15 protein-coding genes and 1 riboswitch are annotated in these 13,575 nt (G+C 38.4%); of the genes, 11 read left to right on the top strand and 4 right to left on the bottom strand.

Annotated elements, in window-relative coordinates; translation table 11 throughout:
* The first annotated feature begins 305 nt into the window (after positions 1-305).
* Entirely contained in the window at positions 306-677 is a 372-nt protein-coding gene (locus tag J7E67_RS04765) for a hypothetical protein (protein ID WP_214716829.1), read from the top strand.
* 236 nt (positions 678-913) lie between these two features.
* Here J7E67_RS04765 and J7E67_RS04760 read toward each other — a convergent pair whose 3' ends face one another.
* The 3 genes from J7E67_RS04760 to J7E67_RS04750 all read right to left on the bottom strand — a co-directional run bounded on the left by J7E67_RS04760 (position 914) and on the right by J7E67_RS04750 (position 2,774).
* Positions 914-1,477: a hypothetical protein gene (locus J7E67_RS04760; protein ID WP_214716828.1), complete on the bottom strand. Its 564-nt coding sequence runs from the start codon at positions 1,475-1,477 to the stop codon at positions 914-916.
* A gap of 269 nt (positions 1,478-1,746) precedes the next feature.
* Positions 1,747-2,532 carry a spermidine synthase gene (locus J7E67_RS04755; protein WP_214716827.1) on the bottom strand — a complete coding sequence of 262 codons (786 nt, stop codon included), beginning with the start codon at positions 2,530-2,532 and terminating at the stop codon, positions 1,747-1,749.
* Between the two features lie 98 nt (positions 2,533-2,630).
* Positions 2,631-2,774 (bottom strand): hypothetical protein, encoded by a 144-nt coding sequence (locus J7E67_RS04750; protein WP_214716826.1) that lies wholly within the window; start codon positions 2,772-2,774, stop codon positions 2,631-2,633.
* Positions 2,775-3,277: 503 nt separating this feature from the next.
* On the opposite strand from J7E67_RS04750, the gene J7E67_RS04745 reads away from it, so the two are divergent.
* Both J7E67_RS04745 and J7E67_RS04740 read left to right on the top strand, forming a co-directional pair.
* On the top strand, positions 3,278-4,042 hold the full coding sequence (locus tag J7E67_RS04745) for a TatD family hydrolase (protein WP_308160739.1): 765 nt from the start codon (positions 3,278-3,280) through the stop codon (positions 4,040-4,042).
* A 193-nt stretch (positions 4,043-4,235) separates the two neighbouring features.
* Positions 4,236-4,475 (top strand): glutaredoxin family protein, encoded by a 240-nt coding sequence (locus J7E67_RS04740; protein ID WP_214716824.1) that lies wholly within the window; start codon positions 4,236-4,238, stop codon positions 4,473-4,475.
* A gap of 69 nt (positions 4,476-4,544) precedes the next feature.
* Here J7E67_RS04740 and J7E67_RS04735 read toward each other — a convergent pair whose 3' ends face one another.
* Positions 4,545-5,810 (bottom strand): dicarboxylate/amino acid:cation symporter, encoded by a 1,266-nt coding sequence (locus J7E67_RS04735; RefSeq protein ID WP_214716823.1) that lies wholly within the window; start codon positions 5,808-5,810, stop codon positions 4,545-4,547.
* A 257-nt stretch (positions 5,811-6,067) separates the two neighbouring features.
* On the opposite strand from J7E67_RS04735, the gene J7E67_RS04730 reads away from it, so the two are divergent.
* The 8 genes from J7E67_RS04730 (at position 6,068) to tenA (ending at position 13,575) form a co-directional block, all read left to right on the top strand.
* Complete coding sequence (locus J7E67_RS04730) at positions 6,068-6,745, top strand: response regulator (RefSeq protein WP_214716822.1); 678 nt, start codon at positions 6,068-6,070, stop codon at positions 6,743-6,745.
* Positions 6,746-6,788: 43 nt separating this feature from the next.
* The gene (dcuS, locus tag J7E67_RS04725; RefSeq protein ID WP_214716821.1) at positions 6,789-8,402 is read left to right on the top strand and encodes a DcuS/MalK family sensor histidine kinase; all 1,614 of its coding nucleotides are present in this window, start codon (positions 6,789-6,791) and stop codon (positions 8,400-8,402) included.
* A gap of 78 nt (positions 8,403-8,480) precedes the next feature.
* A riboswitch (TPP riboswitch) is annotated at positions 8,481-8,590 on the top strand.
* A gap of 188 nt (positions 8,591-8,778) precedes the next feature.
* Entirely contained in the window at positions 8,779-9,591 is an 813-nt protein-coding gene (thiM, locus tag J7E67_RS04720; RefSeq protein ID WP_214716820.1) for a hydroxyethylthiazole kinase, read from the top strand.
* A gap of 15 nt (positions 9,592-9,606) precedes the next feature.
* Positions 9,607-10,425, top strand: coding sequence for a bifunctional hydroxymethylpyrimidine kinase/phosphomethylpyrimidine kinase (gene thiD, locus J7E67_RS04715; RefSeq protein WP_214716819.1), 819 nt, complete (start codon positions 9,607-9,609; stop codon positions 10,423-10,425).
* The gene (thiE, locus tag J7E67_RS04710) at positions 10,422-11,078 is read left to right on the top strand and encodes a thiamine phosphate synthase (RefSeq protein WP_214716818.1); all 657 of its coding nucleotides are present in this window, start codon (positions 10,422-10,424) and stop codon (positions 11,076-11,078) included. Before thiD ends, thiE begins: the two co-directional genes overlap by 4 nt.
* Positions 11,078-11,590: an energy coupling factor transporter S component ThiW gene (gene thiW / locus J7E67_RS04705; RefSeq protein WP_214716817.1), complete on the top strand. Its 513-nt coding sequence runs from the start codon at positions 11,078-11,080 to the stop codon at positions 11,588-11,590. Before thiE ends, thiW begins: the two co-directional genes overlap by 1 nt.
* A gap of 25 nt (positions 11,591-11,615) precedes the next feature.
* Positions 11,616-12,941 carry an acetylornithine deacetylase gene (locus tag J7E67_RS04700; protein ID WP_214731111.1) on the top strand — a complete coding sequence of 442 codons (1,326 nt, stop codon included), beginning with the start codon at positions 11,616-11,618 and terminating at the stop codon, positions 12,939-12,941.
* The gene (gene tenA / locus J7E67_RS04695) at positions 12,904-13,575 is read left to right on the top strand and encodes a thiaminase II (RefSeq protein WP_214731123.1); all 672 of its coding nucleotides are present in this window, start codon (positions 12,904-12,906) and stop codon (positions 13,573-13,575) included. The genes J7E67_RS04700 and tenA overlap by 38 nt, the downstream gene beginning before the upstream one ends.

The following is a 13,575-nucleotide window of genomic DNA, read 5'->3' as shown; positions in this document are numbered from 1 at the left end:
TTCCTCCCAATAATAATGCTAGTTTTTCCGATCAAAAAGTAAATATGTATATGGTGTCAGGCACCATGAAAAGACATTTGTTCAATTTGTCCACCACAGGCGGACAGTTTGATTTTAATTCATTAAAACGATTAAAAAATAGCGGTGGCCTGTGGATTCCTACTATTTTTTTTAAAACGTAAATAAAAAAACTGTTGGAATAGATGAGAACAAGAAATTCTAATGCACACTTGTCCATTCCAAGGAGTTTTTTCAATCATATACTATTGTAATTTGTTGTTTACGATGATATTTGGCAGTAATGAGTGAGATTCATCACCTGGGCTGCTATAGCTTCTGTCGACAAGGCAAGAGAAATAGGAATGGACTGGTGGGAAAAGGACCCATACTATTCTTCTAAAGACAGATTAGCTGAAAAAGAGCATGACCTGTTACTCGAAAGAATCAATCGCATTGAACAGCTTGTTGAGACAAAGGCACTCCCTCAAGAAGAAAGAGCATTACTTGAACCAATTAATGAAAATATTTTACAACAGCCGGATGAAATGCCTATGCTGGACGAGGAAATAGAAATAACAGAAGTGGAAAAAACTGATTCAAAAAAAAATGGGAAGAAAAAGGACTCACAAAATAAGAAAAACGAAAAGAAAAAGTGTCGAAGCAAACAAAAGGAATAAAATTTAAATGTTATTTTATTTTAGGAAAGTGGAGTCGACACTTTCTTTTTTATTGTAATTTCCTTGTGTGTGAAGTAATCAAGAAAGAAAGTTCGGTAAGTGTATGTTAGTTACCTTAAAACTTTAAAAAGTATTTGACATGGAAGCTTAATCAAAAAAACCCTGATATTCTCAAGGTTCTTATTGTTTAGTAATGGGATAAGCGAAAAAATATAAATGTATTTAATTATAAATGACTATTTTTTATTGTTTTTCAATATTTTTTTGAGTAATTTAATAAGATCATAATTTTGTTCTTTTACGTCTTTTAGTTCTTTTTTTAACTCTAAAATATCATTAGTGATATTCTCTAGTTTTTGAGACAAAGATGCCAGCTCTGCATTTTCTTGTTTTTCAGAAACCTTAGATACTGGGAGTGTAGCGTTTAGATTTTTTTTACTAAGTTCTGTAACTGAATCCAATAATGACTCATTTTTCATAGTTGTTGCCAGTTGTTTCATGATAAAATTCAAATCAAGCGAATCCTTGTCTACATTGTTACCCGTATTCTGTACGCTTTTATCATTAGTGACTTTCTTCCGTTTTTCAGTAATTTTTGACTCAGGAGGCGCAGGGTTTTGATTTTTTTTACTAAGTTCCGTAACAGAATTCATGAGCGAATCGTTTTTTAGAAGAGTTGTTGCCATTTGAATTAATGATCCAAAATCAAGCGAATTTGGATTTTTTAGTAAATTGTTGGCGAGATTTTCTAAATTGTTACCAGTATTCTGTACGCTATTTTCATTATTGTTTTCCTTCATAATTTAACCACCTTTTGAGTTTTAATTAGTAATAAGCTCAGAAATTTCCTAATATCTTATGTCGTTTGACTAAAAATGTAGTGTGTTAATATCATCATGTAACGAAATATTTTCTCTTTAATTCTATAAAATATTAAGAAAAAACCTAGAAGATTATTTTATTTTTAAATAATCTTCTAGAGTTCATCACTCATCCATTAGGAATTCCTTGAAAGTTAAGTCCCATTGAGTACATAGAATGGATTGTGTAAGGAGCCCCATATGAGATTCTAATCCCGTAAAGGGGGAAAGATATCCATAATCTGCATAGGGGACGCTTCATGAGGTGAATAGTCCTCCAGAACGCGCCGACTTGCAACGAAAAATATATTTTGTTTCGATATTATATTAGGATCGGTAGCAAACAGCTTTACGTAGGGATAAATTCCTGAAATCGTAGCGTATAGTGTATGCAATAATTTATCATTACTTACCTTTCCAATATAATTCATAATTAGAATTCCTTTGTCGGACAGCTTTTCGTTTGTCAGAGTAAAAAATTCTTTAGTTGTTAGGTGAAACGGAATTTCACTGCTGCTGTACGCGTCCAAAAAAATGATATCCTGAGATTGTGCCTCCTGAGTTTTTAAGAGCGCTTGTCCATCACCGACTTCCACGTTCTTTCCCGTATACCCAAAGTACTTCTTGGATACCTCGACGACAAGCGGGTCAATCTCCGCCGTTACCAAATATTTATGCGAATAATAAGAGCTAACGGTGCCAATTCCATGGCCAATAATGTATCCTTTTTTAAAATGAGATGCATAGTGATCAATAAGATCAACTGTGATTCGACTGTATGAAGCGACTAGGCATTGCGGTTGCTCCATATTTATTACTCCTTGGACACCATCGGAAGAAAATTGAAGTATTCGGAATTTTCCTCGCATTCCTTCGTATCTACTTCGATCCGTAACGTATATATTTTGATACGAGCTTGAAGTCTTATAAATTAACGTGGATCCGTAACGAGAAATATGTCTTTCCAAACCTTCATTTCTATTAAACGGATTCATATATACACCTCCAAAATACCGTTATCGTATAAAAAAGACCTTCTTAGACTTGGCTAAGAAGATCCCTAAATTGACTGCGCATTTTAATCCTGCCTAAATTATAAGCAAAGAGCAGTAGCGATGCAGTCTCCAATACATGCTTGTACGTCCGCACGAGCTCCGAGCAAAACAGCTAACAGTAAAGCTACAATCAAAACGATTGCAATAAGAACTTCAACAACACTTACTGTACAAGTTTGCATGTGTCATCCCCCCTTATTATTTTTTTAGATAAGGAAGGTTTTTAATTTCCTTATATTAGACAAGCTATGGTGAAAGAAAGCGATTGGTACTAGTTATATATATCAATTTATGAAATTATGTTATTGTCCTAATTGAGGTTCTTTCCCATATGTCCAAAGTACTTCTTGGATACTTCGGTCCAAAAGGCTGCCCAATTTTTTTAGGATAAATGAAGCGGGACTATTGGAATATTTCCTTGAGGGAAATGCATAAAAAGTCGAAAAAGAGAAAAATCATATATTTCCCTAAACCGCCATTTTATTAACCAAAAAAAAGCCTAGGATAGTAAGGAAATAGGTAATAAATGCCCCATCATTATGGAAATAATTTAAATTATTCCTTGGGAAAGCGCATGTTCAGACAATTATCGAGTTTTATTGTCGGAAAATTGAAAATTTAATTGGAATAAAGTAGATTATTATTACAACAAGTCTGAATAAAGGAAGTGAGCATTTTGTTAAAAATGATTGATGCCCACATTCATCTCGATCATTATAAAGATGATGAGATTAGTCAGCTGATGGAAACTATTCCGCAAATTGAAAATCTGATTTCGGTTTCTTATGATTTAGAATCGTGTAAAAGAAACCATGGGTTTACGGGAAAATATCAAAAGGTGAGAGCCGCATTCGGATACCATCCTGAGCAGCCGCTACCGACTGTTGAACAGCAGAATGAGCTGTTCTCTTGGATGAATGATCATATTGACGTTATGATAGCTATTGGAGAGGTTGGGCTTCCCTATTATTTACGGAAAAAACAAAAGGTTACCACTTGCCAGTACGAACGGTACATAAAGCTGTTAGAGGCTTTTGTTCAAAAAGCAAGTACATATGGGAAGCCAATTGTCCTCCATGCCGTTCATGAGGATGCTCCCATTGTTTGTGACCTTTTAGAAAAATACTCCATTAAAAAGGCTCATTTTCATTGGTTTAAAGGAGACAATAAAACAATTAAGAGGATGGAAAAAAATAAGTACTATATATCGGTTACACCTGATGTGGTCTATGAAGAGGAGATACAAAAATTAGTTCAAAGATATCCGCTAGAACAAATGATGATTGAAACAGATGGTCCATGGCCATTTGAAGGTCCATTTTGGGGAACTATGACACATCCGAATATGATGCTTGAATCCATTAAGGAAATTTCAAAAATAAAAAAATTGTCTGAAGAAGAAGTGTCGGAAAGATTATGGAAGAACACAAGATTATTTTATCAATTATAAACGCATTATTATGATTTGTACTTAGAATGGAGTATGATTATGAAAATTGTCGTCCTTTCAGACACGCATTTGCCTAAAAGGGCTAAAAGCTTGCCACCTAGATTAATTGAAGAATTAGTCAATGCTGATTTAATAAGCATATCCTTTTCACAAAAGAGCCTTCAGAAAATAATAAAAAAGGGGAACACGAATAATGAACAAGCCGGTAATCGTCTATACAACAAAAGACTGTGTTGAATGTACGATGGTCAAAAAGGTCCTAAGTGAGGAAGGAATCACTTTTGAAACTAGAGACTTATCCGTCAACCCAGAATACCAAAAGGAAGTGGAGAAATACGGCTTTCTAGGGGTTCCTGTTACTGTCGTTGATAATCGAGCAGTGAAAGGATTTACAAATGAATTAAAGGAACTAATAGATATAGCAAAAAGTTAAGGTGCAACTGTAAATTCAGTACAAAAATGGCTTGGAGGAAAATCCCCCAAGCCATTTTTCTGTAAATTATTATGCACTAATCGATTTATCTGTTTTGGTACTTTCGAGTTCATCAGTAGGGTGGAATTCGTTCTCCATCTTGGAAACCACTACAGTTGCCACACCATTTCCGATTAAGTTCGTAATTGCACGTGCTTCAGACATAAAACGATCGACACCTAGTAACAGGGCAATCCCTTCAACTGGTATTACCGGGAAAGCAGATAGAGTAGCAGCAAGGGTAATAAAACCTGAGCCCGTTACACCGGCAGCCCCTTTAGATGTCAGCATTAGAATACCTAACAAGGTGATTTGATGCCAAATCGTAATATCGACATTGTAAGCTTGAGCAATAAAGAGTGCAGCCATTGACAGATAAATAGCAGTACCATCTAAGTTAAAGGAATACCCTGTCGGAACAACAAGACCAACTACTGATTTAGAACAGCCGTATTTTTCAAGTCTTTCCATCATTCTCGGTAAAGCAGATTCAGAGGATGAAGTACCCAACACCAAGAGAATTTCTTCCTTAATGTAGGCGATGAATTTCAAAATATTAAAACCATATAGCTTCGCGATCCCACCTAGTACAAAGATGATGAAAAGAAACATCGTTGCATAAACGCTGCCCATCAATTTTCCAAGCGAGACTAACGAACCAAGACCAAAATTACCAATCGTATAGGCCATTGCACCAGATGCTGCAATGGGTGAAAATTTCATTATAATATTAACAATCTTAAAAAAGATTTCCGTAAATTGCTCAAACAAGGCAACAACTGGTTTCCCTTTTTGCCCTAAGGAAGCAAGTGCAATCCCAAATAGTACGGCAAAGAATAAAATCGGGAGCAGCTCGCCCTTCGCCATTGCCCCGACAAAATTATCAGGAATGATTCCTAAAATAAATTCGATAAATCCATGGCTTGTTTCTTTTGCCTGCGCGGTAAATTGTGAAATATCTCCGCTTTTAACGGAATCTGTATTAAACCCAGATCCTGGCTTAATGATATTAACTAGGAGTAAACCTATCGCTAAAGCAAACGTCGTTACAATTTCAAAATACAGGAGCGCTTTCCCACCGATACGCCCAACCTTCTTCAAATCCCCCATGCTACCGATGCCAATGACTATTGTAAAAAATACAATTGGAGCAATGACCATTTTAATTAACTTGATAAAGATATCCGCCAAAACCTTTAATTCTGTACCGAATTTCGGAAAAAGAAATCCGATGACAATCCCAAGTACGATCCCCAATAATACTTGGACGGTCAAATTTTTAAAATTAATTTTCATTTCCTCATACACCCCTTTGTTTAGTATATCTGTTAACGCTTTCATCCCACCCATTCACATAATAAATGAAAATTCAGATAATAGTAAGGTTTTGGTCATATTGGTCTTATTGTTCCTTTTGTTATAGAAGATACTTAATTAACTCTCATAAAAATCGAACAAAATTGCCATCTATGAATTTACTATTTCAATAAAATAGGCCATGATAATAATATAAAGTGAAATTTAATTTCATTTATTATAAGGGGGAGCAGGGGATGTTTCCGTTAAAAGTACTATTGATTGAAGATGATCCGATGGTTCGAGAGGTGCACCGCCAATTCATTGATAGGATTGAAGGGTTTTCGATTATCGGAATCGCCTCCAATGGGATGGAAGGATTAAGATTGGTGAAAGAACTCAGTCCTGATCTAGCTATTATCGATATTTATATGCCTTATATGGGTGGATTGGAAATGCTCAGCGAACTTCGTTCAGAGGCCTATTCTGTGGATGTGATAGCGATAACAGCCGCGAGCGATATAGAAACGATCGCCCGTGTTCGACAACAAGGGGCTGTTGATTACATCATAAAACCGTTTACCTTTGATCGAATTAAAAAGTCACTTGATAATTATAAAAACTATCGAGTGAAATTAGGAGAAAAGAAAGCTCTTTTACAGGAGGAGCTCGATCAAATTTTATTTATTGATAGCAAAGAAGAAAGTGAAAGAGAGAGTTTACCAAAGGGATTAAATATGAATACGTTAATAAAAATTACCGATTTCATTTCGCAGGAAAAAGAACCTATTTCTGCTGAAGAAGTAGCGGAAAGCATCGGAATGGCTCGGGTAACGGCTCGAAGATACCTTGATTACTTAGAAAAAGAAGGAAAAGTCAAGATTCATATCCATTACGGCGGCGTCGGAAGACCAATCAACCGTTACGGTGTTTAACACAAATACCTTGAAAAGATTGCCTGTAAGAAAGGAGGGAATCATGTTGGGGTGGAAAATAAGGTTGGGCAAACCAAGACTTCGTTTACAATCGACGATTACCCTGCTGGTTTGTATCGTGGTCGTGATGGCATTGTTGGTAACCGAGATATTAATCACCAACAGAATTTCACAAGAAACAGAAAAAAGCCAAGCCGAGAAAGCAACAAATATTGCGAGAATTGTTGCAAGGTCTCCGATTGTCATGAATGGGCTTAAAAATAAAACAGCAGAGAAGGATATCCAAACATTTGCGAATGATATTAAACAATCAACGCATGTTGAATTTATCGTCGTGATGGACATGTATGGAACAAGAAAATCACATCCTAACCGCAACCTATTAGGTCTGCATTTTGTCGGTGGAGATGAAGGACCTGTTTTAAAAGGGAAAGAGCATATTTCAATTGCCAAAGGGACATTGGGATTGTCTTTACGCTCGTTTGTTCCTGTTTATGATCAAGAAAATAAACAAATAGGAGCAGTCGCGGTTGGGATTTCTTTAGAAAAAGTTAATCAGGCGATCGAACAAAGCAGGAAAATTATTTTGATCGGCGTGGGAGTGGGAATTCTAGTTGGGATTCTAGGAGCCCTTTTTCTAGCTAGAAAAATCAAAGCGATTCTTTTTGGACTTGAGCCGAGTGAGATGGCAAAATTGCTTGAGGAACGTAGTGCGATGCTTCAATCCACAAAGGAAGGAATTTTGGCAGTTGACGAGGATGCGTTTACCACTCTCGTAAATAATGAGGGGATCCGACTTCTTCAAAAAGCTGGCATTCATGGGTCCTTTTTAGGAAGAAAAGTGGATGACTACATGCCAAATTCAATGCTATCTTCTGTTCTAGAAACGGGGGAATCTCAATTAGACCAAGAACAAGAAATCAATCATATTACCATTTTAACCAATCGGGTTCCGGTTGTTGTCAAAGGAAAGATTGTCGGTGCGATTGCTACCTTCCGAGAAAAAACCGAAATCAAGCAATTAGCTGAACAATTAACCGGTGCAAAGCTATATGCGGAAGCACTGAGAACCCAGTCACATGAATTCATGAATAAACTGCATGTAATATCAGGTTTAATTCATATGAAAGACTATCAAATGGTCTCGTCATATATTACCAAAATTGTCGATCACCAACAAACTGAAGTAGAATTTGTTGTCAGTCGTTTTAAAGATCCTGTTTTAGCAGGTTTTATTTTAGGAAAACTTAGCTTCGCTAGGGAAAATGGCTGTGAATTAATCATTGATGGGGAAGGAAGTCTACCTGAACCACAGCAGCAGGAATTAACCCATGAAGTGGTAACGATTCTTGGGAATTTAATCGATAATGCTTTAGATGCTGTTGCGGACCGTCCACATAAAAAAGTTACCTTAAGGTTTGACTTTTACGATGAAGTCCTAGCGTTGGAGGTCCATGATACCGGACAAGGAATCGATGAGGATGTAAGACATCACTTATTTATCAAAGGATATTCTACCAAGGGTGAAAATCGCGGAATCGGTTTATCATTGGTGCAGAGAAGCTTGGAAAAATTAAATGGACAGATAGAAATTCATTGCCAAAAAGGAAAAGGGACAACATTTATTGTTACTTTTCCTTATAAAAGCAAACAATAATAATGTTATGTTAACTGACACTTTTTCCTTTACATTCTAGTACCATAGGAATATTATGTAGTTAGTTAAATAAAGTATTAGATCTACTAGGGGTGCCCTGTAAACAGGCTGAGAGAAAATGGAGAAATTTTCAACCCTTCGGACCTGATCTGGGTAATACCAGCGTAGGAAAGTAGCCAAGTGAATGTTAATTATTTCTTTGACTAACTAACCAGGTCCATTATTGGATCTGTTTTTTTTATTTTAAAGGCTTTGTTAAATGTCATTTTTGATTTTAAAGCCTGCGTTGATTGGAGCGGAAGGCGAAGCGCCTGGAGCGGAAATCAACAGCCAAGTTTAACAGAGCCATTTTAAAAAAAGAAATGGGGAAATTAAGATGGAAAAAAATAGTTTGTATGAAACGTTGGAAGAAGTTAGAAAGGTTAACCCGCTGGTACATAATATTACCAATGTGGTTGTTACGAATTTTACGGCAAATGGGCTTCTTGCCCTTGGTGCCTCACCGGTTATGGCATATGCAGCTGAGGAAGTAGCAGATATGGCTAAGATTGCAAGTTCATTAGTATTAAACATTGGAACATTAAACCCACAGACAGTAGAATCGATGATCATTGCCGGAAAAGCGGCCAATGAATCCGGTGTTCCCGTCATATTTGACCCGGTTGGTGCAGGGGCTACCCGATATCGAACGGAAACTGCACAAAGAATTATGAGCGAGGTAAAAGTTTCTGTGATTAGAGGAAACGCAGCCGAAATTGCCAATGTGGTTGGTGAAGAATGGGAAATTAAGGGTGTTGATGCTGGGGATGCAAAAGGAAATATCATTGAACTAGCTATTGCTTCAGCACAAAAATTGAATTGTCTTGCCGTCATCACTGGAAAAGAGGATGTCGTTTCGGATGGGAAAACAACCTATGTCGTGTCAAATGGACATCCAATTTTAACGAAGGTGACAGGCACTGGCTGTTTATTAACCTCTGTGATTGGAGCGTTTGCAGGAGTGGAAAAGGACCTGCTTCAGGCTTCGGTGGCTGCTTTAACGTACTATGGTATCGCGGCAGAAAAGGCAGCGGCAAAAACTGTAGAAATGGGACCTGGAAGTTTCCAAATCGAATTCTTAAACCAATTAACTTTAGTTTCTTCCGAAGATATCATTTCACATGCTTCTGTTAAAAAATTCAATCGATAACTGGGGGTAATTTAAATGAAAAAAGCATTAACAATCGCTGGTTCTGATAGCGGCGGAGGAGCAGGAATTCAAGCGGATTTAAAGACATTTCAGGAATTAGAGGTTTTCGGGATGTCGGCATTAACTGCAGTAACGGCCCAAAATACTTTAGGAGTCCATGCTGTCTATCCAATGACAGCTGAGGCAGTCGTAAAACAGATCCAAGCGATCGGCGAAGATATCGGTACGGATGCGGTGAAAACAGGAATGCTTTTTAATGCTGAAATCATCGAGGCAGTCGCAGCACAGCTCAGAAATTATCAATGGCAAAATGTTGTTGTCGATCCTGTCATGATTGCAAAGGGTGGCGCTTCTTTGTTGCAAATGGAAGCCATTTCTGCCATGAAAAAATACTTATTGCCGCTAGCAACGGTAATCACCCCGAATATTCCAGAAGCGGAAGTACTAACGGGCATGTCGATTCTGACAGTGGAAGATAAACTGGAGTCTGCTAAAAGACTACTTGCGTTAGGCGTAAAAAATGTCGTGATTAAGGGCGGCCATGATGAAAATGAGTCTGAATCCACTGATTTATTATTTGATGGAAAGGAATTTTACTACTTTACCAGCAAGAGAATTCAGACAAAGAACACACATGGAACAGGTTGTACTTTTTCCGCAGTAATTACTGCTGAACTAGCAAAAGGGGAAACTCTTTATGAAGCAGTATGTAAAGCAAAGGATTTTATTCAGGCCGCAATTGAGAACCATTTGGAGATAGGGCAAGGACATGGTCCAACAAACCATTGGGCATATCGAAAAAGAAAAATTGCAAAGGAACTGGCTGAATTATGAAAAACTTACGAGCGGCTTTAAGTGTTTATTTTATCATGGGCAGCACCAACTGTTTAAAGGATCCAGCCGAAGTATTAAAAGAGGCAATTGCCGGTGGGATTACACTTTTTCAATATCGAGAAAAGGGTGACGGCGCGTTAACTGGAGCTGATAAATATGCACTTGCGAAAGAACTTCAAGCAATTTGCAGAGCACATCATATCCCTTTCATTGTTAATGACGATATCGAGTTGGCTGTGGCAATTGATGCGGACGGTGTACATATCGGACAAGAGGATGAATCGGTGTACGCAGTTCGGGAAAAGATTGGCGATAAGAGAGTCCTTGGGGTTTCCGTCCATTCAGCGGAAGAAGCCATGACTGCAATAAGCGGTGGAGCTGACTATTTTGGCATGGGCCCTGTTTTTCCGACAAAAACAAAGGCGGATGCTAAACCATCACGGGGAACAATACTGATCGAAAAATTTCGAAAAGATGGCATTGATATTCCGATTGTTGGAATCGGAGGGATCACGATCGAAAATGCTCAATCGGTAGTGGAAGCTGGGGCAGATGGGGTTTCCGTTATTACCGCCATAAGCCATGCAGAATCACCAATGGAAGCAGCCAGGGCGTTAAGAAATAGTGTCGGTATTAAAGGAGAAGTATTCTAGTGAACAAAACACATAAACTGACGTTAACTGCGATGATGATAGCGATCGGTACCATTTCAAGCAATCTGTTCTATATACCGATTGGATTTACAAAGGTCTTCCCGGTTCAGCACTTTTTGAACGTTTTATCAGCCGTTCTTTTAGGACCTTATTATGCTGTAGCTCAAGCCTTTTGTGTATCCCTGTTAAGAAACCTGATGGGAACTGGTTCGATTTTTGCCTTTCCTGGAAGTATGGTTGGAGCTTTACTGGCCTCGCTTTTATTTTTGAAAACTAGAAAGATCTATCTTGCTTTTATCGGAGAAGTAATTGGAACGGGTATCATTGGGGCACTGCTTTCTTACCCAATCGCTACTCTTTTTCTCGGTCAAAAGGCAACATTATTTGGGTTTATTCCATTATTTATATTTAGCTCGTTTGCTGGAGCGCTGATTGGATTTATTATTTTAACCGTATTTTTAAGAAAGAAAGTTTTGATTGTTAGTGAAAATGATACCACTATCAGGAACTAATCATCGATAGTAAGGGAGTGAACAAATGAAAGAGGATCTGCTTGAAAAAATCGCACAAGAAGTAGAAGCGAGAGAAGCGGAATTAATCGAATTGTTGACCACGCTTATCGCGTTTCCAACCGTTAGTCCTCCTGCACGGAATACAAATGATGTCCAGGAATTTATAAGAGGGTATTTAGAAAACATGGGATTTTCCACAGATAAGTGGGATGTCTATCCCGGAGATCCGAATGTGGTTGGCAATTTACCTGGTGAATCTTCTGATCAATATAATAGTTTGATTGTAAATGGTCATGTGGATGTCGCGGAAGTTGGGGATAATACAGAATGGGATTATTCTCCGTTTTCTGCCTATCGCAAAGATTCCTACATATATGGACGTGGTGTGGCCGATATGAAAGGTGGAATTGCGGCATCACTAATCGCAATTAAACTTTTAAAAGATCTGGGTATCCCGCTAAAAGGTGATCTCCAATTTCAATCTGTTATCGGTGAAGAAGTTGGAGAGGCTGGGACGCTGGCGTGCACTGAGAGGGGTTATACCGCTGACTATGCAGTAGTGGTTGATACAAGTGATTTACATATTCAAGGACAAGGCGGAGTCATAACTGGATGGATTACCATTCAAAGTAAAGAAACTTTTCATGATGGAATCCGTAGGATGATGATTCATGCAGGTGGCGGTGTTAAAGGGGCCAGTGCGATCGAGAAAATGATGAAGATTATTTCGGGACTACAAGACTTAGAACGCCACTGGGCAGTTACGAAAAGTTATCAGGGCTTTCCTCCCGGCACAAATACGATTAATCCTGCCGTAATTGAAGGTGGCAGGCATGCAGCATTTGTGGCCGATCGCTGTGCTCTATGGGTTACGGTTCATTTTTACCCGAATGAAGACTATGAAGAGGTAATTAAAGAAATAGAACAACATATTGGTGCAGTTGCAGCGGCAGATCCGTGGCTTCGCGAGAATCCGCCACAGTTTGTTTGGGGCGGAAAATCAATGATTGTTGACCGTGGTGAAATTTTTCCTTCGTTAGAAATTGATTCTGATCATCCTGGAACGAAGGTTTTAGCTAATTCCTATGAAAAATTGTTAACAGACAAGCCGACGGTGGGCATGTCAACCACCGTTACAGATGCAGGCTGGCTGGGTCGAGCTGGTATTCCAACGGTCATCTTTGGACCTGGTAAATTGGAAGATGCCCATGCAGTCAATGAGAAAGTTGAAATTCGCCAATTATTAGATTTTACAAAAGTATTAGCTGTATTTATCGCGGAATGGTGCAACACGAGGAAGGAAGAGTATGGAAATGAAATTCACCGAAAGACTTTATCAATCAGTAAATGATGTATGGCAGAAAACCCATCAGCATCCATTTGTAGTCGGAATAGGTACAGGGGATCTGCCTGTTGAATCCTTTATCCGCTACATGAAACAGGACTATGTGTTTTTAATTGACTACTCTAAGCTGTTTGCTATAGGGGCTGTTAAGGCAAAGGATATTGAAACCATGGCCGCATTTGCGAAGCTTTTGCATGAGACATTGCACGGAGAAATGGATCTGCACAGACAGTATGCTGAGAGGTTTGGAATTACCCATCAACAGCTGGAGGAAACAAAACCAACGCCGGTTAACTTAGCTTATACTCGGTATATGCTAAATGTCGCTCAAACAGGTTCGCTCGAGGAATTAATTGCTGCTCTCTTGCCGTGTATGTGGAGCTACTGGGAGATTAGCAAGATGCTAGCAGATACCTATCCGAATGCTAGTGATCACCATCTTTATGGAGAATGGGTGAAAATGTACTCTTCTAATGAATTTGGTTCATTAGCAACTTGGTTGATCGATTTATTGGATAGATTGGCGGAAGGGAAACCGGAACGGGAGTTAGCGATCTTAGAAGAACATTTCCTGACAACATCTCGATTTGAATATATGTTCTGGGATATGGTCTATCAGGGAGGCGAGTGGCCTGTCTAG

The sequence above is a fragment of the Bacillus sp. ISL-46 genome (assembly GCF_018613205.1).
Note: the sequence above shows the minus strand (reverse complement) of the source record. Positions and strands in the feature narration are given on the sequence as shown.